Source organism: Duganella sp. Dugasp56 (genome assembly GCF_047304105.1).
GTDB lineage: Bacteria > Pseudomonadota > Gammaproteobacteria > Burkholderiales > Burkholderiaceae_D > Rugamonas > Rugamonas hordei.
Genome location: NZ_JBGLYQ010000023.1, coordinates 51,946 through 71,279, shown reverse-complemented (window position 1 = coordinate 71,279; position 19,334 = coordinate 51,946). Strand labels below are relative to the sequence as shown.

The window sequence follows — 19,334 nt, the reverse complement described above, 5'->3', positions numbered from 1 at the left end:
GTGCAATGGAACTGACTCAGGATGTTGAAACCGGCTTGATCGAACGAATCGCCGCCGATCCTGCATTCGCAAACGCCATGTTGGATGAGATCGGCGAGCTGCTGCTGGCTGGGGAAGAGGCCGCCGCACGTGGAACGCTCCGCGTTGTGGTAGCGGGCACGACGGGATTTGACGTGCTGTCCCGTCCGCTGGCTATGACGGGCGAAGCTTTACGGTGCGCCCTTTTGACAGACTCTCTTGCTACCAGCCCCAGCTTGAGTGCCATTTTCAGCGCACTCAAGCGGGAGCTGGGTGTAGCCGCTAGCTGATCGTCACCGAAGGCGCCCCCGCCGCCACGGTCGCAGTGGCGATGCGCGCCACCACGGTCGTCGGCGCGTTGCCACCCACCAGCTTGTTGACCTGCTTGAACTGCGCCACCAGCTTGCCCGGGGTCAGCGTGACCAGCGTATAGCCTTGCGCATCATTGTTCAGATGCTTGATCCACTGGTTGTTGCCCAGGCTCGCCAGCTGCTGCGCCAGCGCCAGCAGGCTGACGCTGAAATCGCTGCTGGCCTGCAGGCCGGCCAGCACCGCGCTGGTGGTCGCATCCAATTGAGCTTCCGGCAAGCCCTTGGCGCCCAGCGCGCCATGCAGCTGCACGCGCATCTGCTCCAGCAGCGACGCCACGGTCGGCGCGGCCTTGCCCATCGTGTAGTCCAGCAGGTTGAACGACAAACTCAAGGTGCCCACGCCCGGCACCGGTATCGCCAGCGGGTACGACACCAGCGTGCTGATGTCGCCCAGCGCGGCCGCCGCGTCGCGCAGGTAGGTGAAGAAGGAGTCGGAGCTGATGCCCGCCGATACCAGGTCCACCATCACCGGCGTGCCGCCGTTGGCCGCGTCGTAGTCGTCGCTGACGGTGCCGGCGAAGAAGGCGTGGATGTCGCCGGTGATCGCGACCACGTTGCTGACGCTGTTGGTCTTCAAGTGCGCCATCAGCGCCTTGCGCTCGCTGTTGTAGCCGTCCCACTGGTCGCAGTTGAGCAGGAAGCGCGCGAAGAACGGCGCCAGCGCGGCCTTCTTGCCCGATGCGGCGACAAACGGCGACTCGGCCTTATTGGCCTGCACGTCCGGCTTGATGTAGCCGAAGGCGATGGTCTGCGCGCCAATGCCGGCGGCCGTGGCCGGCGGCGTGGCGACGATGCCGCTGATGGCGATATACACCGCGCCGTAAGTCGCCACCGCGATCGCCGCTTGCGGCGCCGTCAGGCCGGCCGCCACGGCGGCCGCGGCCTGCGTGGTTGCGCTGCTGCCCGGCGTGCCGTAGGTCTGCATGATCGCGCCGGCGCCGCGTTGCGCCAGCGCTGAAGATGCGCCGGCGGTGGCCGCCGCCACGATGGCGCCGGCCAGCGGCAGGTTGTTCCCCGCCGCCGCCGACGTGGTCAGGATCGACGCGGCGATGGTCGGCACCGCGTTCAGCGCCAGCAAGGTGGCGATGGCGTCGACGCCGTTCAATCCCATGCGCAGCAGCGATACCTCGTTGCCCCACAATTTCCAGGTCGAGGTGGCGGCCTTCATCTTGTCCATCCACCACTGGCGCTGGGTCGAGCCCAGCATCGACACGGTATCCAGCGGCGAAGCCAGGCCGATGGCGGTGGCGCCGGCCATCTTCTGCGCCTCCACGGTGTTGAAGATATCCTGCGGCACCAGGTAGCGCGCGCCGATGCGGCCCAGCGGCAGGCCGGTGGCCGGATTGATCGACGATTCCGGGATCACGTGGTCGGAGCGGTACAGGCGCTCGTCGGTCATCACCAGCTGCATCAGCTTGCCGAACTGGAAGTCGCGGTAGATCTTGATGTTCTGGAAGCTGGTGGTGGCCGTGTCGAGGCTGACGTCGGCCGGCATGTATTCGAACCAGGCCTGGTTGGCGTTGCGGCGGCGGCCGGTCTGGTGCAGGTCCGAGCCGTCGGTGGTGCTAAAGGAGCCGTCGTAGGTCTGCGCGTCCTGCCAGGCGTCGTCGGTGAATTCGTGGTCGTCCCAGATGGCGATGAAGGCGAAGCGCTCGTGCAGCGCCTGCAGGCGCGTATCGGTGCGGTACTTCTTGTACAGGTAGCGGTAGTCGGCCAGCGTGGTGGCGTACTTGGCGCCCGAGGTGCCGCTCTTGAAGGCGCCGTCCGGCAGCTTCAGCGCGTCGTGGCGCGACTCGACCGCGCCCAGCTGGAAGTCCTCGCCGACGGTTTCGTAGATGTAGTCGCCCAGGTGGACGATGAAGTCCAGGTTTTCGCCGGCGATGCTGCTCATCGCGCCCCAGTGGTTGACGCTCCAGTCCTGGCAGGTCATGTAGGCGAACTGCAGCTGCGCGACGTCGGCGTCGGCGGCCGGCGCGGTCTTGCAGCGGCCGACGTTGGAACGCGTGTCGCCGGCCACGAACTGGTAATAGTAGACCGTATTGGCGGACAGCCCGGTCACCTTGTGGCGCACCGTGTTGTCGTATTGCGACTGCAACGGCAGCTTGACATCGACCACGGTGGCGCCGCTGAGCGCCGTGTTGCCGCCCAGGGCGGCGCTGTTGTCGGCGGCCGTCATCACCAGGCGGATCGCGCTGTCGGCGGCGCTCGGCGCGGCGGCCACGCTGTCGGCGCCGGACGGCACGGCGCGGGTCCACAGCATGATGCTGTCGGCTTTGGGGTCGCCCGAGGCCACGCTCTGCGGGAACTTCCACGGACCGCTGGCCAGCGGCAGGTCGCCCGCCGCGCCGTCGGCGGGGGCGGAACTGCTGCCGCCGCAGGCACTCAGGCCGGCGCCCGACGCCACCGATACCGTGATGAAGCTGCCGTACTTGAGAAACTGCCTTCTGTCCATGTCGTCTCCGTGGTTTTTATAATAATGTTTAAAAAATAAATGTTAGCATCGGCATGTGACAGGCGCCCTACAAAAAGTCGAGGTGGCCCTCTAGTATCCGGGCCGATGGCCGACGCCGCCCCAGCGGCGGTTTCTGAGGGCCAGCCTATGGTAAAATACTGCCCTCACCGCATACCAACGAACACCGCCGAAGGAAGACCGAACATGGCTGGACACAGCAAATGGGCCAACATCAAGCACAAAAAGGCTGCCACCGACGCTAAACGCGGCAAGATCTGGACCCGTCTCATCAAGGAAATCACCGTGGCTGCGCGCATGGGCGGCGGCGACCTGACCTCGAATCCGCGCCTGCGCCTGGCCGTGGACAAGGCGGCCGACGCCAATATGCCGAAGGATAACGTGCAGCGCGCGATCACCCGCGGCACCGGCGGCGAGGACGGCGCGGCCTACGAGGAAGTCCGCTACGAAGGCTACGGCGTCGGCGGCGCGGCCGTCATCGTCGACTGCATGACCGACAACCGCGTGCGCACCGTGGCGGAAGTACGCAATGCGTTCAACAAAAACGGCGGCAACATGGGCAACGAGGGCTCGGTGGCCTTCATGTTCAAGCACTGCGGCCAGTTCCTGTTCGCGCCCGGCACCAACGAGGACGCGCTGATGGAAGTGGCGCTCGAAGCGGGCGCCGAAGACGTGGTGGCCGATGAAGAAGGCGGCTTCGAAGTGCTGTGCGGCCCGCACGACTTCGCGACCGTCAAGGATGCGCTGGAAGCGGCGGGCTTCAAGGCCGAAGTGGCCGAGATCATCATGAAGCCGGCCACCGAGACCGTATTCACCGGCGATAACGCCGTCAAGATGCAAAAACTGCTGGACGCGCTGGAAGCACTGGACGATGTCCAGGAAGTCTATTCCAACACGCTGATCGAAGACTGAGGATTTATGAAAATATTGGTAGTCGGCTCCGGCGGCCGTGAACACGCGCTGGCCTGGAAATTGGCGCAATCGGAACGTATCCAGATGGTGTATGTCGCTCCGGGCAATGGCGGCACCGCGCGCGATTCGCGCCTGGTCAACGTCAACATCACGGACCTGCATGAACTGGCCAACTTCGTCGAGCAGGAGCACATCGGCCTGACCGTCGTCGGTCCCGAGACGCCGCTGGCCGGCGGCATCGTCAACCTGTTCCGCGCGCGCGGCCTGAAGGTGTTCGGCCCGACCAAGGAAGCGGCGCAGCTGGAATCGTCGAAGGACTTCGCCAAGGCCTTCATGCAGCGCCACGGCATCCCGACCGCCAAATACCAGACCTTCTCGGACGTGGCGCAGGCGCACGCCTACATCGACGCCAACGGCGCACCGATCGTCATCAAGGCCGACGGCCTGGCCGCCGGCAAGGGCGTGGTGGTGGCGATGTCGCTGGAAGAAGCGCACCGCGCGGTGGACGACATGCTGGCCGACAACCGCTTCGGCGACGCCGGCGCGCGCATCGTCATCGAGGAATTCCTGGCCGGCGAGGAAGCGAGCTTCATCGTCATGTGCGACGGCAAGCACGTGCTGCCGCTGGCCACCAGCCAGGATCACAAGCGCCTGAAGGACAACGACGAAGGCCCGAACACCGGCGGCATGGGCGCCTACTCCCCTGCCCCCATCGTCACGCCGGCCATGCACGCCCGCGTGATGCGCGAGATTATCAACCCGACCATCGCCGGCATGGCCAAGGACGGCATCGTCTTCACCGGCTTCCTGTACGCCGGCCTGATGATCGACGCCCAGGGCAATCCGCGCACCCTGGAATTCAACTGCCGCATGGGCGATCCCGAGACGCAGCCGATCATGTCGCGCCTGAAGACCGACCTGGTGGCGGTGATGGAACACGCCGTCAACGGCACGCTGGACCAGATCGAGCTGGAATGGGACCGCCGCACCGCCGTCGGCGTGGTGCTGGCAGCCGCCGGCTACCCGGACACGCCGCAAAAAGGCGCCGTCATCGAAGGCATCCCGGCCGAAACGCCGGAATCGGTGACCTTCCACGCCGGCACCGCCGACGTCAACGGCCAGCTGCAGGTCACCGGCGGCCGCGTGCTGTGCGTGGTCGGCCTGGGCGACAGCATCAAGATGGCGCAGAAGCAGGCCTACGACGTGGTCGACCAGATCGCGTTCGACGGCATGCAGTGCCGCCGCGATATTGGCTGGCGCGGCCTGAAGCATTAGGATAAGATGTCGTCCTTTCCGAACCCCGAAGCCGTCAAGGCCTACCTGCTCGGCCTGCAGGACCGCATCGTGCAGGCGCTGGAGGCCGTGGACGGCAAGTCCTTCCTGCGCGACGCGTGGGATCGGCCCGAAGGCGGCGGCGGCATTTCGCGGCTGGTCGAGGAAGGCAACGTCATCGAGCGCGGCGGCGTCAACTTCTCGCACGTGATGGGCGCCAGGCTGCCGCCATCGGCGTCGGCGCACCGGCCCGACCTGGGCGGCAAGCCGTGGGAGGCGATGGGCGTGTCGCTGGTGATCCACCCACGCAACCCGTACGCGCCGACGGTGCACATGAACGTGCGCTTCTTCACCACGACCACCGCCGACGGCGAACCGGCGTGGTGGTTCGGCGGCGGCATGGACCTGACGCCGTACTACGGCAACAGGGAAGACGTCAGGCACTTCCATCAGAGCTGCGCCGACGCGCTGGCGCCGTTCGGCGACGAACTGCATCCGCGCTTCAAGAAATGGTGCGACGAGTATTTTTACCTGAAACACCGCCAGGAAGCGCGCGGTGTCGGCGGCATCTTCTTCGATGACTTCAACGAAGCGGGCTTCGAGCGGAGCTTCGCCATGATGCAGAGCGTCGGCGACGCCTTCCTCAAGGCCTACCAGCCGATACTGGAAGCGCGCAAGGACACGCCGTACGGTGAACGCGAACGCGACTTCCAGGCCTATCGCCGCGGGCGCTACGTCGAGTTCAACCTGGTGTTCGACCGCGGCACGCTGTTCGGCCTGCAGTCGGGCGGACGCACCGAGGCGATCCTGATGTCGATGCCGCCCATCGTCAAATGGCGCTATCGCTGGGAGCCCGAGGCCGGCACGCCGGAAGCGGCGCTCTACACCGACTTCCTGCCGCATCGCGACTGGCTCGCGGCGTGACGATGGCCTGCTGATGGTCTACCGAACCGCACTGCTGGGAGGCAGCTACGATCCGGTGCATCAGGGCCACATCGCATTGGGCACGCACTTCGCGGGCCTGCTGCAGGTGGACCAGTTGCGCGTGATCCCAGCCGGCCTGCCATGGCAGAAATCCACGCTGAAAGCGACGCCCCGGCAGCGCGCCGACATGGTGGCACTGGCCTTTGCCGGCCAGCCATACAGCGTCGTGGTCGATCTGCAGGAGATCGAGCGCGGCGAACAGGGGCTTGCCACCTACACGATCGACACGCTGCGCCAGGTGCGCGCCGAGCTGGGGCCGTCGGCCTCCATCGCCTTTTTGATGGGCGCCGACCAGCTGCAGCGGCTCGACACCTGGCATGAATGGCAGGCGCTGTTCGACTACGCCCATATCTGCGTGGCCGCCCGCCCTGGTTTCAGCATTGCCACCGCCGGCCTGCCGCCGGCTGTGGCCGAGGCGTTTTCCAGCCGACTGGGAACGCCTGAACAAATCCGCAACACGCCGCACGGTCTGACTTATCTGGCACAAGACTTCGCGGTGGATATCTCCGCCACCGAAATACGTGCGGCATTACAACGGGGGGAATCGGCAAACTCGCTTATCCCGCCGCTAGTGCTAGACTATATTGAACAACACAATCTATACAAAAGCTAAATGGACATCAAAAAACTGCAATCCCTCGTCGTTGACGCACTCGAAGACGTCAAGGCCCAAGATATCGCCCTGTTCGATACCACCCACCTGACCAGCCTGTTCGACCGCATCGCCATCGCCTCCGGTACCTCCAACCGCCAGACCAAGGCGCTGGCCGCCTCGGTGCGCGACAAGGTCAAGGCCGCCGGCGGCGACGTCTACGGCATGGAAGGCGAGGACACCGGCGAATGGGTGCTGGTCGACCTGGGCGACATGATCGTCCACATCATGCAGGCGCCGATCCGCGCCTACTACCGCCTGGAAGAGATCTGGGGCGACAAGCCGGTCAAGATGGGCGCGGCCAAGCGCAAGTCGACCAAGGAAGGCGAGGAAGCCGACGCGCCGAAGAAAGTCAGCAGCCACCTGGCCGCAGGCAAGAAGGCCGTCGACGCGTCGCCGGTGATCGAGAAGAAGACCCCGGCCCGCAAAGCCGCCGCCGCCAAACCGGCCGCAGCGAAAAAGCCTGCCGCCAAGAAGGCAGCCGCCGTCCCGGCCGGCAAGACCATCAAGGTCGGCAAGACCAAGTCGGCTGTCGCCGCCGCCGAAGTGCTGAAAGCGCTGCCGCCTAAACGTAAAGTAGCCAAGCCAAAAGGAGATTCGGCGCTCGCCTCCGCCGCAGCGCCGGCCAAGACCGTCATCAAGCGCATCAAAAAAGTCGCAGAGTAAACCGCCATGCAGCTGATCATCGCTGCGGTCGGCCACAAGATGCCGGCCTGGATCGAAACCGGCTTCGCCGAATACGCGAAGCGCATGCCGCCGGAACTGAAGATCGTGCTGAAGGAGATCAAGCCGGTCGACCGTTCGGGCAGCAAGACCGCCGCCACCGCGATGGCGCTCGAACGCGAGCGCATCGAGGCGGCGCTGCCGAAATCGGTGCGCATCATCGCGCTCGACGAACGCGGCAAGGACCTGACCTCGGTCGGCCTGTCGCAGCAGCTGGAAGCCTGGCAGCAGGACGGCCGCGACACGGCCTTCCTGATCGGCGGCGCCGACGGACTCGATCCCGAGCTGAAGGCGCGCGCCGAAGGTTTGATACGCATCTCCAGCATGACGCTGCCGCACGGCATGGTGCGCGTGATGCTGGCCGAGCAGCTCTACCGGGCCTGGTCGATTACACAGAACCATCCTTATCACCGCGTTTAAAACATAACTATATGAAGCCGGTCGACAAAAAGATTTACCTCGCCTCCAAAAGCCCGCGCCGGCGCGAACTGCTGCGCCAGGTGGGCATCGATTTCGAACTGCTGCTGCTGCGCAGCGACGGCCCGCGCGGCCCCGACGTCACCGAAGACGTGCTGCCCGGCGAGGCGCCGATGGACTACGTGGCCCGCGTGGCGCGCGAAAAAGCCGCTTTCGCGGCCGACCTGGTGGTCAAGCGCCGCATGGCGCCGCGCGTGGTGCTGTCGGCCGACACCACCGTCACCATCGACGGCGCCATCCTCGGCAAGCCGGCCAACGCCAACGAAGCGATCGCCATGCTGGGCCAGCTGTCGGGCCGTACGCACCAGGTGCTGACCGCGGTCGCCGTGCAGTCGGCGGACTTCGCCGGCCAGCTCACGCAGGTGTCGGAAGTGCGCTTCGGCGTGCTGACGCCGGCCGCCATCGCCGCCTACTGCGCCACCCAGGAACCCTACGATAAGGCCGGCGGCTACGGCATCCAGGGCCCGGCCGCCCAGTTCATCGAACACATCGCCGGCAGCCATTCCGGCATCATGGGCCTGCCGGTGTACGAGACGGTACAGCTGCTCAGACAGGCCGGTTTGCCGCTACCCTGAGCGGCGTGTATGATCGTCGTTCAGTCAACAGGGAATACAGAAGCCGATTTTCACCTAACCGGCCGTAGAGACAAATGAACGAAGACATCCTGATCAACATCACCCCGCAGGAAACCCGGGTCGCCCTCATCCTGCAGGGCGCCGTGCAGGAGCTGCACATCGAGCGCACCCTGACGCGCGGCCTGGCCGGCAACGTCTATTCGGGCAAGGTGGTGCGGGTGCTGCCCGGCATGCAGTCGGCCTTCATCGACATCGGCCTCGAACGCGCCGCCTTCCTGCACGTGGCCGACATCTGGGAAGCCCGCCCACACGACGGCAGCCAGAACGCCGCGCCGACGCCGATCGAAAAGATCCTGTTCGACGGCCAGGTGCTGACGGTGCAGGTGATCAAGGACCCGATCGGCACCAAGGGCGCGCGCCTGTCGACGCAGATCTCGATCGCCGGCCGCATGCTGGTCTACCTGCCGCAGGACTCCCACATCGGCATCTCGCAGAAGATCGAAAAGGAAGCGGAGCGCGAAGCGCTGCGCGCGCGGCTGCAAGGCCTGTTGCCGGCCGAGGAAAAGGGCGGCTACATCGTGCGCACCCAGGCGGAAGACGCGTCGGACTCCGACATCGCCGCCGACGTCGAATACCTGCGCAAGACCTGGGGCGCCATCGTCCACGGCGCCAAGACCAAGCCCGCCACCACCCTGCTGCACCAGGACTTGAGCCTGGCCCAGCGCGTGCTGCGCGACTTCGTCCACGACGACACCGCCACCATCCAGGTCGACTCGCGCGAGAACTACCTGAACCTGGTCGAATTCGGCCAGGCCTACACGCCGGGCGTGCTGCCCCGCTTGCAGCACTACACCGGCGAGCGGCCGCTGTTCGACCTGTACGGCGTGGAGGAAGAGATCCTGCGCGCGCTGGGGCGGCGCGTCGACCTCAAGTCCGGCGGCTACCTGATCGTCGACCAGACCGAGGCGATGACCACCATCGACGTCAACACCGGCGGCTTCGTCGGCGGACGCAACTTCGCCGACACCATCTTCAAGACCAACCTGGAGGCGGCGCACGCGATCGCCCGCCAGCTGCGGCTGCGCAACCTGGGCGGCATCATCATCCTCGACTTCATCGACATGGAAAACACCGAGCACCGCAACGCGGTGCTGCTGGAGCTGAAGAAGACCCTGTCGCGCGACCGCACCAAGGTGTCGGTGTCGGGCTTCTCGGCGCTGGGGCTGGTGGAAATGACGCGCAAGCGCACCCGCGAATCGCTGGCGCACATCCTGTGCGAGCCGTGCCCGGCCTGCAGCGGCAAGGGCCAGGTGAAGACCTCGCGCACCATCTGCTACGAAATCCTGCGCGAACTGCTGCGCGAAGCCAAGCAGTTCAACCCGCGCGAATTCCGCATCCTGGCCTCGCAGGAAGTGGTGGACATGTTCCTGGAAGAAGAGTCGCAACACCTGGCGATGCTGGGCGACTTCATCGGCAAGAAAATCTCGCTGCAGGTGGAGACGGCCTACCATCAGGAGCAGTACGACGTCATCCTGATGTAGCCTAGTTGCGCGCCGGGTCGTAGGACAGCACCGGCTTGTAGCCGTCCGGCGCGATCGAGGTGTCGAACGGGTAGGTGGAAAAATTCGACTGGTCGACCACGCCGAGCTGCACCAGGATGGTATGCGGCAGCTCCTTGCCGCGCCCTTCGAGCAGGTTGACGGCGGCGTTGATCACCACCCTGCCCTGGCTGACGCCCTTGGTGTCGGCAGCGGCGTAGATTTCCTTGTTGCGGATCAGGTGCGCGATGTCGCCCGTCAGGTCGTAGGCCACCAGCCGGATCTTGCCGTCCAGGCCGGCCTTTTTGAGCGGCGCCAGCGCGGCCGGCGCGCAGCCGGTGCAGCCGATCAGGTAATCGAGCTTGGCGCCATGCCTGGCCAGCATTTGCGTCGCCAGCTGCGCCTGCAGCGCGAAGTCGCTGTCGCCGTAGCGGATGTCGATGATGTTGACGGCGATAGGCGCTTCCTGCGCGGCGATCCGCGTGCCGTCCACCTCGCCCTTGACCCAGCCCGCCCCCATCGGCCCCGGCAGCAGCGCGATGTTGACCGACTTCAGGCCGCGCTGCTGGGCGTCGCGCACCACCCAGCGGGTCGCCTCCTGACCCATGCCGCGCAGCGAGGTGGTGACCTTGATGTTCAGGTCGTCGCTGCGGCTGTCGTTGGCCAGCTCGAATACCGCGATGCCGGCCGCGCGCGCCTTGGCGATCGAGGCGTTGTTGGCCGTCATGCCGATCGGCGAGATGACGATGGCGTCGTATTTGGCCGCGATGGCCTGGTCCATCAGCCGCAACTGGCCCCGCAGATCGTCGTAGCCCGTGGCCGGCAGGATGTCGGCCGCGACGCCCAGCCGGCGCGCTTCGCTGACGACGGCGTAGGCGCATCCGGTCCAGTACGGGTCTTTCAGGTGCGGGAACAGAAAGGCGATGCGCCAGCGCTTGCCGGCCCGCGGCGCCATCGCATAATGGCCGGGCACGACGCGGCCGCTGGCCAGCGCATCGTCGGCCGAGCCGTTGGCCTGCAGCGGGCGGAAAATCGACAGCACCGGTATCGGCGCGAATTTCGCCGGCGCGGCGGCCTGCTCGGCGCCGGCGCGAAGGATGCCTAGCCCGAGCACGCTCAGGACCATCAGTTTTCGCACGCTGGGTATAGGCATCGGTACTTCTCATCCTGTGGGGCTTAACGCAATGTTACCTGTTGCGCGTCGATGCCGCCACCGCCGGCGCCAAAATCCCCACAAAGAACCAACACCGCTATGCCGCCGCCAGCGCCACCGCGTCGGCGCCGGCCGGGAAGCGCAGCTGCCCCGTCGCATCGCTCGCCGCGCGCCACACCGCTTCGGCCACGTCGGCCTCGGTGGTCACCGCCGCCGGACTGGTGAAGGCGGCAAACACCGACTGCGCGAACGGCGCGTAGGCCGGCGGTATCAAGCCCTCCAGGCGCGGACCGGTGTTGCTGGAAAACGCGGTCGTCGGCCCATAGCCCGGCTCCACCAGCTTGACCCGCACGTCAAACGCGGCCAGCTCGTGGGCCAGCGACGCCGTGAAGCCTTCGATCGCCATCTTGCTGGCGGTGTACACGGCCACCATCGGCAGCGGCGCAAGCGTCGCGCTGGAAGTCACGTTGACCACGACGCCCGCGCGGCGTTCGCGAAATTGCGGCAGCAGCGCCTGCGTCACCGCCATCACGCCGAAGGTGTTGGTCTCGAACACCTCGCGCACCGTCGCCATCGGCGTCGCCTCGAAGGCGCCGAACAGGCCGATGCCGGCGTTGTTGACGAGCACATCGACCGGGCCGCAGGCGGCGACCGCGGCGGCGATGCTGTCCGCGCTGGTGACGTCCAGCGCCAGCACGCGCAGCCGGTCCGAGCGCGGCAGCACGTCCGCGCGCGGCGTGCGCATCGTGGCGATCACGTTCCAGCCCTGCAGCAGGAAATAGGACGCCGTCTCGCGGCCGTAGCCCGAAGAACAGCCGGTGATGAGGACGGTTTTCATGGTGATACTCCCTTGTGGTTTCGATGATGAAACGATAGTGGAGCCGTGCAGGATTGACTACAATGAGGCGTCCAGATTTCATTTGCGAGCGTCCAATCATGAACGATCCACTGTCCGAGGTCATCGCGCTGCTGCGGCCGCGGTCTGTGCTGTCGAAAGGCATCAGCGGCGCCGGCCGCTGGGGCGTGCGCTATTCGGACTTCGGCCAGCCCAGCTTCTGCGCGGTGCTGGAAGGCAGCTGCCGGCTGGCGGTCGACGGCGAGCCGGCCATCGACCTGGCGGCGGGCGACTTCGTGCTGCTGCCGGCCACGCCCGGCTTCACGCTGTCCGGCTTCGACCCGGTGACGCCCGAATACTACGACCCCAACGCCATGGCGGCGCAGAGCGGCGACGTCCGCCACGGCGTCCAGGCCGGAGCGCCCGACGTGCGCCTGCTGGGCGGCTACTTCATGTTCGACTCGCCCGACGCGGCCCTGATGGTGTCGCTGCTGCCGGCGCTGGTGCACGTGCGCGGCGCGCAGCGCCTGTCGGCATTGGTCGGGATGGTCGGCGAGGAGGCGGGCGCGCAACTGGCGGGGCGCGAGCTGGTGCTCACGCGGCTGGTGGAGGTGCTGCTGATCGAGGCGCTGCGCTCGACGTCGGAAACGGGCGCCAGTCCGGGATTGCTGCGCGGCCTGGCCGACAGCCGCCTGGCGGCCGCGATGCGGCACATGCACGATGCGCCGTCGCGCCCATGGACGGTGGCCGAGCTGGCCAAATCGGCCGCGTTGTCGCGCTCAGCGTTCTGCGCCCGCTTCCTGCGCGAGGTGGGCCTGGCGCCGATGGCCTACCTGCTGTCCTGGCGCATGGCGCTGGCCAAGGATCTGCTGCGCGGCCAGGAGCTCGGTATCGAGGAGGTCGCCGGGCGGGTCGGCTACAGCTCGGCCAGCACCTTCAGCACCGCCTTCTGTCGCCACGTTGGCCAGCCGCCGCGCAGTTACGCGCGGGCGATGTTGTGATAATATAATCTTATCATAATACCAAGGAGACAGCATGACTTCGATCCAGCGGACGCTTGCCGCTCTCGCCCTCACCATCGCAGCCGCCGCGCCTTTCGCGCTGGCCGACAACAACGCGCCGGTGGCCGCGCCCACGCCCGCCGTCGGCGATTCCTGGACCTACCAGTACACCGACGTGTGGAAAGGCGTGAAGGGCGGCCTCAACCGGCTGGAGGTGGCCAGCATCGACAACGCCGGCATCCACATCGACATCAAGCGCGCCGCCAGCGGAGCGCTGCTGAGCAAGCAGCTGCTCAGCGTCGAAATGAATCCCATCGATCGCGGCGCCATGCACTTCGCGCCGTCGTTCACGCGCTACGCCTTTCCGCTGGCGCCGGGCAAGGAGTGGAGCAGCGAAGTCGACGGCGACAATCCGAAATCCGGCAAGCGCTGGCGCTACTACGTCAAGGGCAAGGTGCTGAACTGGGAAAAAATCAAGGTGGCGGCCGGTGAATTCGACGCCTTGAAGATCGAGGTCGAGGCGCTGTATCGCGGCGAAGAGCCCGGCAGCAACGGCGGCAACGGCCAGCTGACCGAAACCGTGTGGTTCGCGCCGGCGGTCAACAACTTCGTCAAGATGGACTATCACGATACCGACTGGATGGGCCGGATCTACAACCGCGACAACTGGGAGCTGACCGCCTACGTGCGCAAATGAGCGCCGGCGCGGCGGGGACGGAGTAAACTAGTCCCAAAAAACCGCCACGCAGGAGGCGTGATGGCAACCGCTCCGCCCGACGCATCGCCGCCACCGCCCTACAGCGACGGCCGCCTGCACGCCCGTCCCGCCCTGCTGCATGCCGGCCTGCCGGCCGCGCCGCCGCTGCCGGCGGGCACCCACAAGCTGGCCTTCCCGGACGGCCGCCACGCGCGCCTGCATGTGCCGACACAGGATCCGCTCCAGCCGCCGAAGCCGCTGCCGCTGCTGGTGCTGCTGCACGGCGCCGGCGGCCAGCACGGCGGTGGCGACGCCATCGCGCTGGCGCACGCGGCGCGCCAAGGCTCGCTGCTGCTGATCCCCGATGCGCTGTCGACCAGCTGGGACGTGCTGCGCGGCGGCTACGGGCCGGACCTGGCCTTCGTCGACCGCGCGCTGGGCTGGATCATGCGCCGCTACGAGGTCGACGCGAGCGCCGTCGCCATCGGCGGCTTTTCCGACGGCGCCTCGTACGCGCTGTCGGTCGGCCTGATGAACGGCGACCTGTTCGGCGACATCCTGGCCTTTTCGCCCGGCTTCATGGCGCCGCTGCGGCGCACCGGCCAGCCGCGCGTGTTCGTCGCGCACGGCGTGGCGGACAAGGTGCTGCTGGTCGAACGCGGCAAAGGCATCGCGCTGCGCCTGGCCGGCGAAGGCTATGAGGTCAGGTATGCGGAGTTCGACGGCGCCCACGTCGTCTCGCCGCCGGTCGCGCGCGAGGCCTTGCGGCTGCTGGCGCAGCAGCGCTAGGCGCCAGACGACGAGGCTAGGCGCCGGGCGGCGGCGGGGACGCCGACGGCACGATAGGCGGCGCGGCAAGCACGCGGTTGCGGCCGGCCGACTTGGCGGCGTACAGCGCCTTGTCGGCCGCCTCCACCAGCATCCCCGGCAAGTGCACGCCGCGCTGCGGCGACAGCGTGGCCACGCCGGCGCTGATCGTCACCATGCCGAACGGGCTGCCGCTGTGCGGCGTGTTCTGCGCCACGATCGCCTGCCGGATGCGCTCGGCCACCGCCAGCGCGCCGTCCATGCCGGTGTCCGGCATCAGGATGCCGATCTCCTCGCCGCCGTAGCGCGCCACCACGTCGCCCGGACGCTTGGGGGTCAGCGCGCGTATCAACTTGCTCAGCGAACGCAGGCAGTCGTCGCCGGTGCTGTGGCCGTAGACGTCGTTGTACTGCTTGAAGTAGTCGACGTCGATCATCACGAAGGCCAGCACGTGCTGGTGCCGCATCGCGCGGCTGAACTCATTGCCCAGCGTGACGTCGAACTGGCGGCGGTTGGCCAGCCCGGTCAGGCCGTCCTGCATCGCCAGCCGCTCCAGCGTGCGGTTGGCGCTTTCCAGCGCGTCGCGCGCCTGGCGCAACTCGGTCTCGGCCTGCGCCCGCAGATTGATCTGCCCCACCAGCCGCTTGCCGAAAAAGCCCAGCAGCGCCGCCAGCACCACCGCGCCGATCGAGCGGGTGAAACTGTCGTGCCGCCAGTGCTCCAGCATCTCCTGCTTCGACAGCGCCGCCGTCACGAACAGCGGATAGTATTCGAGCCTGCGGAAGTTATTCAGGCGCAGCTCGCCGTCGTTGGGCGAGGCGAAGAAGCCGCTGCCGCTTACCTCGCCGGCGCGCAGGTCGTGGATCGCGTGGAACACCTCGGTGCCGCGCAGGTTCATGCCGACCCGCTTCTCGTCGAAGGGGCGGCGCAGCAGCAGCACGCCGCTGTCGGAGATCAGCGCCACCGCGCCGCGCGCGCCGATGTCGAAGCTTTGGTAGTAGCGGCGGAAATAGTCGATGTCCAGCGTCGCCAGCGCCACGCCGCCGAAACTGCCGTCAGGCTTGTCCAGCCGGCGCGACACCGGAATCACCCACTTGCCGCTGCTGCGGCTGACCACCGGCTCGCCCACGTGCGCCTCGCTGCCGGCATGGGTGCGGTGATAGACGAAATACTCGCGGTCCGCGTTGTTGTTGGTCGGCGCCAGCATGTTGCGCGAGTTGACCACCCACGCGCCGTTTTCGTCATAGACAAACAGGCCGGCCAGCTGCGGCAGGTTGGCCACGTGCACCATCATCTGGGCGTACACGCGCGCCCGTTGCGGCGCGGCGAGGCCGTCATGCTCGATGCGCTCGACGATGTCGGCCAGCGCGGTGTCGGCGGCCTTGATGGTGTCGTCCGCGTGCTGCGCCATCGCGCGCGCGACGTTGGACGTCAGGCGCTCCATCTCCTGCAACTGGGCGTCGCGGGCGGACAGGCTGCGCCAGATGTCGACGGCCACCAGCGACACGCACACGGCGCCGACGAATACGGTGGCCCAGAAAGTGATGGAAAATCGTTTAAACATGGCGAAGTGGCCCGTGATCGCGGGGCGAGGGTATTTCTGCTTTATACAGCAAATCGGAGCAACTGCGCCGTTTTGGACGGCGCTGTTGCATGGCCGCCCTAGGGCGCCGACAGCATCGGCTGCAAACGGTGCCAGACCAGGTCCGGCGTCATCTTGACCATGCAATCCTGGTGGCCGAGCGGGCATTCGCGCTGCTTGCAGGGCCCGCAATCGAGGCGCAGCGAAATCGAGGCGGCGAGGTCGGAAAACGGCGGCGCATGATCGGGATCGGTGGGGCCGTACAGCGCCACCACCGGGCGGTTCAGCGCCGAGGCGATATGCAGCAGGCCGGAGTCGTTGCTGACCACGGCGGCGGCGCGCGCGATCAGCGCGATCGCTTCGGCCAGGCTGGTGGCGCCGGCCAGGTTGAACACCGCCTGCGCCGGCAGATCTTGCGCCACCTCGGCGCAGGCCTCCTTGTCCTTCGGCGATCCGAGCAGGGCGATCTGCGTGGCCGGGTCGCGCGCCAGGATGGCTTGCGCCAGGCCGGCGAAGTGGCGCGCCGGCCAGCGCTTGGCACCGCCGAATTCCGCTCCCGGCGCAAACGCCACCAGCGGCCGCGCCTCATCGATGCCGGTGCGGACGCAGACGGCGGCGATCTGCGCCGCGCTGGCCGCCATCCGCGGCCGCGGCAGCGCCGCGCGCATGGCCGCGCCCTGCACCGTCACCGGCGGCGCCGCCAGCGCCGCGTAGAACGCCGTCATCGGCCGCGGCGGCGCTTCGTCGAAATGCATCACGTTGATCAGGCCATGGCGGCTCTCGCCCTTGTAGCCGACGCGGCGCCTGATGCCAGCCAGCCAGGGGATCAGCGCGTACTTGATGGTGTTCGGCAGCACATAGGCGTCGGCATAGCCGCGCCGGCGCAGCATGCGCGCATATTTCCAGCGCTCCTTGAGCTGCAGAGCGCCGTGGCGGAACGGCGTCTCCAGCACCTCGTCGACTTCGGCCATCTGCCGCCACACCGGCGACACCGCCGGCGGCGCCAGCACGTCGATCGGCCGCTCGGGATGGGCGGCCCGCAGCAGCTGCAGCAAGGGCTGCGCCATCACCGCGTCGCCGATCCAGTTGGGCGAGATCACCAGCGTGCGCGGTGACGAGGAATCATGGGTCATGGGGTCGTCCTTTCCTGCGCGTTCAGGCACAAGCCGATCAGCAGGAACAGCATCAGCGCGTAGAACATGCAGCTGCGCACCGACCAGAAGATCACTTCCGTCAGGCCGAAGCTGAAGTAGCTCAGCACCAGCAGCAGGCCGGCCAGCGCCGGCGCGGTGACGCCGGCCGCCGCCGATTCCGGACGGTTCAGCAGGCGCACGAAGAACAGGAAGGGCGCCACCAGCGTCGCGCCCCATACCAGCAGGCCCACCACGCCGCCGAACACCAGCGCCTGCAGGATGTCGTTATGATAGTGCGGGAACTCCAGCACGTAAGGATGGACCTTGTGCGCCGCCACCAGCGCCGCCAGTTCCTCGCGCTCGGTGGCCGCGTTGGCGCCCAGCAGCGGACGGCGCTCGATCAGCCGCAGCGCGCTGCGCCACAGCTCCAGGCGGACGCCGACGTTGGTGTAGGTCTCGCCGCCGTTCATGTATTGCTGGATGTCGCTGATGCCCTGGTCGATGCGCATGCGGGCGCCCGTCTGCGGGATAAAGTAAGTGCTCACCATGAGCGCCAGCGCCAGCAGCGCCAGCCCCTTGCGCAGGCGGCCGCGCAGCACGTGGCCATAGCGCACCAGCACGACGATGGCGCAAATGATGGCCACCCAGCCGCCGCGCGTGCCGGAAGCGATCGAGCCGGTCAGGCCGGCCAGCGCGCCCAGCCCGGGCCAGATCGCGGCGCGGCCGGCGAAATCGAGCATGCCGGCCAGGCACAGCAGGCCCATGCACAGGACGATGTCGCCGAAGGTGATCGAGTTGATCAGGCCGCCGGGACGCTCGACGCCCATGCCCCAGCGCTGGTAGGCGATGAAGGCGGCGCCGGCCATGGAGCCGGCGATCAGGCCCCACCACAGGGCCTTGCGGCTGGGACGCAGCGCCAGCACCGTCAGCATGACGGTGGCGGCGGCCAGCATGCGGCTGGGTTTTTCCAGGTCGCGCAGCAGCGCGCCGGCGCTGAACCAGAAGTTGAGCAAGGCCAGCCCCAGCGCCAGGCCGAAGGCGATCAGCACGCCGCGCACCGACGGCAGGTGGTGCTGCAGCGCCGGCCAGGCGCGGCGCCGGCAGACGATGGCCGCCAGCAAAAAGGCGAAACTGCAGAGGCCGACCCCGAAACTGCTGATCAGCGCCAGGAAGGGCAGCATGAAAATCAGGCTGTGGATAAAGACTGAGCTGGCGGAATTCTTTGGTAAGGTATTATTCATTCATTTTTATAGTTTTATATTGCAAGACGGCAATGTATCGACATCGCCATGCCCTGCAAGCGCAAACATCCTCTATGCCATCCTCTACCATTTCCGTCGTCATCACCACCTACAACCGTCCAGACGCCCTGACCGCCGTGGTCGAGGCCTGCTTCGCACAGGACGATGCCGGATTCGAAATCATTATCGCTGATGACGGCTCCGGCCACAACACGCAGCAGGCGGTGGCGGCGCTGCAGGCGCGCTCGCCGGTGCCGCTGCGCCATGTGTGGCAGGAAGACCTGGGCTTCCGCGCCGCCCGCGCCCGCAACCTCGGCACCTTGGACGCCCGCGGCGACTACATCGTCTTCCTCGACGGCGATTGCGTGCCGCAGCGTAATTTTATCAGCCAGCACCGCAAGCTGGCGCAGCGCGGCTATCTGGTCCAGGGCAGCCGCATCCTGCTCAGCGAAGCGGCCACCGCGCGCGTGCTGGCGCAGCACCTGGACCTGCAGGCGCTGGGCACGGCCGAAAAGCTGGCCTGGCGCCGCAGCGGCGCGCTGAACAAGGTGCTGCCGCTGCTGCTGACCTTGCCGGATGTGGGCCGCACCAGCCGCCGCTTCACCTGGCGCCGCATCAAGAGCTGCAACCTGGCCGTGTGGCGCTCGGACCTGGACCTGGTCAACGGCTTCGACGAAAGCTTCCTCGGCTGGGGCCACGAGGATTCCGACCTGGTGCTACGGCTGTTCAATGCGGGGGTGATGCGCAAGGACGGCGCCTATGCCACCGAGGTATTGCACCTGTGGCACCGCGAAAACGCGCGCGACCAGGAAACCAGCAACCGCGCCACCGTGCTGCAGCGGGCCAGGGAGCGCACCGTGCTGGCGGTCAAGGGATTGAAAGACTGAAGGGTC

19 protein-coding genes are annotated in these 19,334 nt (G+C 67.1%); 13 read left to right on the top strand and 6 right to left on the bottom strand.

Annotated elements, in window-relative coordinates:
• The first annotated feature begins 5 nt into the window (after positions 1 to 5).
• The gene (locus tag ACCD07_RS17340) at positions 6 to 308 is read left to right on the top strand and encodes a transcriptional regulator (RefSeq protein WP_413448069.1); all 303 of its coding nucleotides are present in this window, start codon (positions 6 to 8) and stop codon (positions 306 to 308) included.
• On the opposite strand, the gene ACCD07_RS17335 is transcribed toward ACCD07_RS17340, so the two are convergent.
• Positions 301 to 2,841, bottom strand: coding sequence for an alkaline phosphatase D family protein (locus tag ACCD07_RS17335; protein WP_413448068.1), 2,541 nt, complete (start codon positions 2,839 to 2,841; stop codon positions 301 to 303). The two genes, ACCD07_RS17340 and ACCD07_RS17335, sit on opposite strands and share 8 nt — an antisense overlap.
• Positions 2,842 to 3,045: 204 nt before the next feature.
• Here ACCD07_RS17335 and ACCD07_RS17330 point away from each other — a divergent pair, with 204 nt between their 5' ends.
• The 8 genes from ACCD07_RS17330 (at position 3,046) to rng (ending at position 9,995) form a co-directional block, all read left to right on the top strand.
• A complete protein-coding gene (locus ACCD07_RS17330; protein WP_176652658.1) occupies positions 3,046 to 3,771 on the top strand; it encodes a YebC/PmpR family DNA-binding transcriptional regulator in 726 nt (241 codons plus the stop codon).
• A 6-nt stretch (positions 3,772 to 3,777) separates the two neighbouring features.
• On the top strand, positions 3,778 to 5,046 hold the full coding sequence (purD, locus tag ACCD07_RS17325; protein ID WP_176652657.1) for a phosphoribosylamine--glycine ligase: 1,269 nt from the start codon (positions 3,778 to 3,780) through the stop codon (positions 5,044 to 5,046).
• A 6-nt stretch (positions 5,047 to 5,052) separates the two neighbouring features.
• Positions 5,053 to 5,967, top strand: coding sequence for an oxygen-dependent coproporphyrinogen oxidase (gene hemF / locus ACCD07_RS17320; RefSeq protein ID WP_353405122.1), 915 nt, complete (start codon positions 5,053 to 5,055; stop codon positions 5,965 to 5,967).
• Positions 5,968 to 5,980: 13 nt separating this feature from the next.
• Positions 5,981 to 6,640, top strand: coding sequence for a nicotinate-nucleotide adenylyltransferase (locus ACCD07_RS17315; protein WP_413448067.1), 660 nt, complete (start codon positions 5,981 to 5,983; stop codon positions 6,638 to 6,640).
• A complete protein-coding gene (gene rsfS, locus ACCD07_RS17310; RefSeq protein WP_353405119.1) occupies positions 6,641 to 7,345 on the top strand; it encodes a ribosome silencing factor in 705 nt (234 codons plus the stop codon).
• Between the two features lie 6 nt (positions 7,346 to 7,351).
• A complete protein-coding gene (gene rlmH, locus ACCD07_RS17305) occupies positions 7,352 to 7,822 on the top strand; it encodes a 23S rRNA (pseudouridine(1915)-N(3))-methyltransferase RlmH (protein WP_008451768.1) in 471 nt (156 codons plus the stop codon).
• Between the two features lie 11 nt (positions 7,823 to 7,833).
• The gene (locus ACCD07_RS17300) at positions 7,834 to 8,454 is read left to right on the top strand and encodes a Maf family nucleotide pyrophosphatase (RefSeq protein ID WP_176652653.1); all 621 of its coding nucleotides are present in this window, start codon (positions 7,834 to 7,836) and stop codon (positions 8,452 to 8,454) included.
• Between the two features lie 74 nt (positions 8,455 to 8,528).
• A complete protein-coding gene (gene rng, locus ACCD07_RS17295; protein ID WP_413448066.1) occupies positions 8,529 to 9,995 on the top strand; it encodes a ribonuclease G in 1,467 nt (488 codons plus the stop codon).
• Between the two features lies 1 nt (position 9,996).
• Here rng and torT read toward each other — a convergent pair whose 3' ends face one another.
• Positions 9,997 to 11,145, bottom strand: a complete 1,149-nt coding sequence (gene torT / locus ACCD07_RS17290) for a TMAO reductase system periplasmic protein TorT (RefSeq protein ID WP_413448065.1) — start codon at positions 11,143 to 11,145, stop codon at positions 9,997 to 9,999.
• Positions 11,146 to 11,242: 97 nt separating this feature from the next.
• Positions 11,243 to 11,983, bottom strand: a complete 741-nt coding sequence (locus ACCD07_RS17285) for an SDR family oxidoreductase (protein ID WP_176652650.1) — start codon at positions 11,981 to 11,983, stop codon at positions 11,243 to 11,245.
• A 98-nt stretch (positions 11,984 to 12,081) separates the two neighbouring features.
• On the opposite strand from ACCD07_RS17285, the gene ACCD07_RS17280 reads away from it, so the two are divergent.
• The 3 genes from ACCD07_RS17280 to ACCD07_RS17270 are packed head-to-tail and all read left to right on the top strand — an operon-like array spanning position 12,082 to position 14,467.
• A complete protein-coding gene (locus ACCD07_RS17280; RefSeq protein ID WP_413448064.1) occupies positions 12,082 to 12,981 on the top strand; it encodes a cupin domain-containing protein in 900 nt (299 codons plus the stop codon).
• 34 nt (positions 12,982 to 13,015) lie between these two features.
• Positions 13,016 to 13,678, top strand: coding sequence for a hypothetical protein (locus ACCD07_RS17275; RefSeq protein WP_413448063.1), 663 nt, complete (start codon positions 13,016 to 13,018; stop codon positions 13,676 to 13,678).
• Positions 13,679 to 13,738: 60 nt separating this feature from the next.
• The gene (locus ACCD07_RS17270; protein ID WP_353405106.1) at positions 13,739 to 14,467 is read left to right on the top strand and encodes an alpha/beta hydrolase; all 729 of its coding nucleotides are present in this window, start codon (positions 13,739 to 13,741) and stop codon (positions 14,465 to 14,467) included.
• A 16-nt stretch (positions 14,468 to 14,483) separates the two neighbouring features.
• Here ACCD07_RS17270 and ACCD07_RS17265 read toward each other — a convergent pair whose 3' ends face one another.
• The 3 genes from ACCD07_RS17265 to ACCD07_RS17255 form a co-directional block, all read right to left on the bottom strand.
• Entirely contained in the window at positions 14,484 to 16,049 is a 1,566-nt protein-coding gene (locus ACCD07_RS17265; protein ID WP_353405105.1) for a sensor domain-containing diguanylate cyclase, read from the bottom strand.
• 98 nt (positions 16,050 to 16,147) lie between these two features.
• The gene (gene waaF, locus ACCD07_RS17260) at positions 16,148 to 17,200 is read right to left on the bottom strand and encodes a lipopolysaccharide heptosyltransferase II (RefSeq protein WP_413448062.1); all 1,053 of its coding nucleotides are present in this window, start codon (positions 17,198 to 17,200) and stop codon (positions 16,148 to 16,150) included.
• Entirely contained in the window at positions 17,197 to 18,441 is a 1,245-nt protein-coding gene (locus ACCD07_RS17255) for an O-antigen ligase family protein (RefSeq protein ID WP_413448061.1), read from the bottom strand. Before ACCD07_RS17255 ends, waaF begins: the two co-directional genes overlap by 4 nt.
• A 74-nt stretch (positions 18,442 to 18,515) precedes the next feature.
• Here ACCD07_RS17255 and ACCD07_RS17250 point away from each other — a divergent pair, with 74 nt between their 5' ends.
• Positions 18,516 to 19,328, top strand: coding sequence for a glycosyltransferase family 2 protein (locus ACCD07_RS17250; protein ID WP_413448060.1), 813 nt, complete (start codon positions 18,516 to 18,518; stop codon positions 19,326 to 19,328).
• The last annotated feature ends 6 nt before the right edge of the window (positions 19,329 to 19,334 follow it).

Coding starts and splice junctions, on each gene's coding strand:
- ACCD07_RS17340 (WP_413448069.1), top strand. CDS start 6: ATGGAACTGACTCAGGATGTTGAAACCGGCTTGATCGAACGAATCGCC.
- purD (WP_176652657.1), top strand. CDS start 3,778: ATGAAAATATTGGTAGTCGGCTCCGGCGGCCGTGAACACGCGCTGGCC.
- ACCD07_RS17255 (WP_413448061.1), bottom strand. CDS start 18,441: ATGAATAATACCTTACCAAAGAATTCCGCCAGCTCAGTCTTTATCCAC.
- torT (WP_413448065.1), bottom strand. CDS start 11,145: ATGCCTATACCCAGCGTGCGAAAACTGATGGTCCTGAGCGTGCTCGGG.
- waaF (WP_413448062.1), bottom strand. CDS start 17,200: ATGACCCATGATTCCTCGTCACCGCGCACGCTGGTGATCTCGCCCAAC.
- ACCD07_RS17285 (WP_176652650.1), bottom strand. CDS start 11,983: ATGAAAACCGTCCTCATCACCGGCTGTTCTTCGGGCTACGGCCGCGAG.
- ACCD07_RS17250 (WP_413448060.1), top strand. CDS start 18,516: ATGCCATCCTCTACCATTTCCGTCGTCATCACCACCTACAACCGTCCA.
- rng (WP_413448066.1), top strand. CDS start 8,529: ATGAACGAAGACATCCTGATCAACATCACCCCGCAGGAAACCCGGGTC.
- ACCD07_RS17275 (WP_413448063.1), top strand. CDS start 13,016: ATGACTTCGATCCAGCGGACGCTTGCCGCTCTCGCCCTCACCATCGCA.
- ACCD07_RS17300 (WP_176652653.1), top strand. CDS start 7,834: ATGAAGCCGGTCGACAAAAAGATTTACCTCGCCTCCAAAAGCCCGCGC.
- ACCD07_RS17265 (WP_353405105.1), bottom strand. CDS start 16,049: ATGTTTAAACGATTTTCCATCACTTTCTGGGCCACCGTATTCGTCGGC.
- rlmH (WP_008451768.1), top strand. CDS start 7,352: ATGCAGCTGATCATCGCTGCGGTCGGCCACAAGATGCCGGCCTGGATC.
- ACCD07_RS17335 (WP_413448068.1), bottom strand. CDS start 2,841: ATGGACAGAAGGCAGTTTCTCAAGTACGGCAGCTTCATCACGGTATCG.
- hemF (WP_353405122.1), top strand. CDS start 5,053: ATGTCGTCCTTTCCGAACCCCGAAGCCGTCAAGGCCTACCTGCTCGGC.
- ACCD07_RS17270 (WP_353405106.1), top strand. CDS start 13,739: ATGGCAACCGCTCCGCCCGACGCATCGCCGCCACCGCCCTACAGCGAC.
- rsfS (WP_353405119.1), top strand. CDS start 6,641: ATGGACATCAAAAAACTGCAATCCCTCGTCGTTGACGCACTCGAAGAC.
- ACCD07_RS17315 (WP_413448067.1), top strand. CDS start 5,981: ATGGTCTACCGAACCGCACTGCTGGGAGGCAGCTACGATCCGGTGCAT.
- ACCD07_RS17330 (WP_176652658.1), top strand. CDS start 3,046: ATGGCTGGACACAGCAAATGGGCCAACATCAAGCACAAAAAGGCTGCC.
- ACCD07_RS17280 (WP_413448064.1), top strand. CDS start 12,082: ATGAACGATCCACTGTCCGAGGTCATCGCGCTGCTGCGGCCGCGGTCT.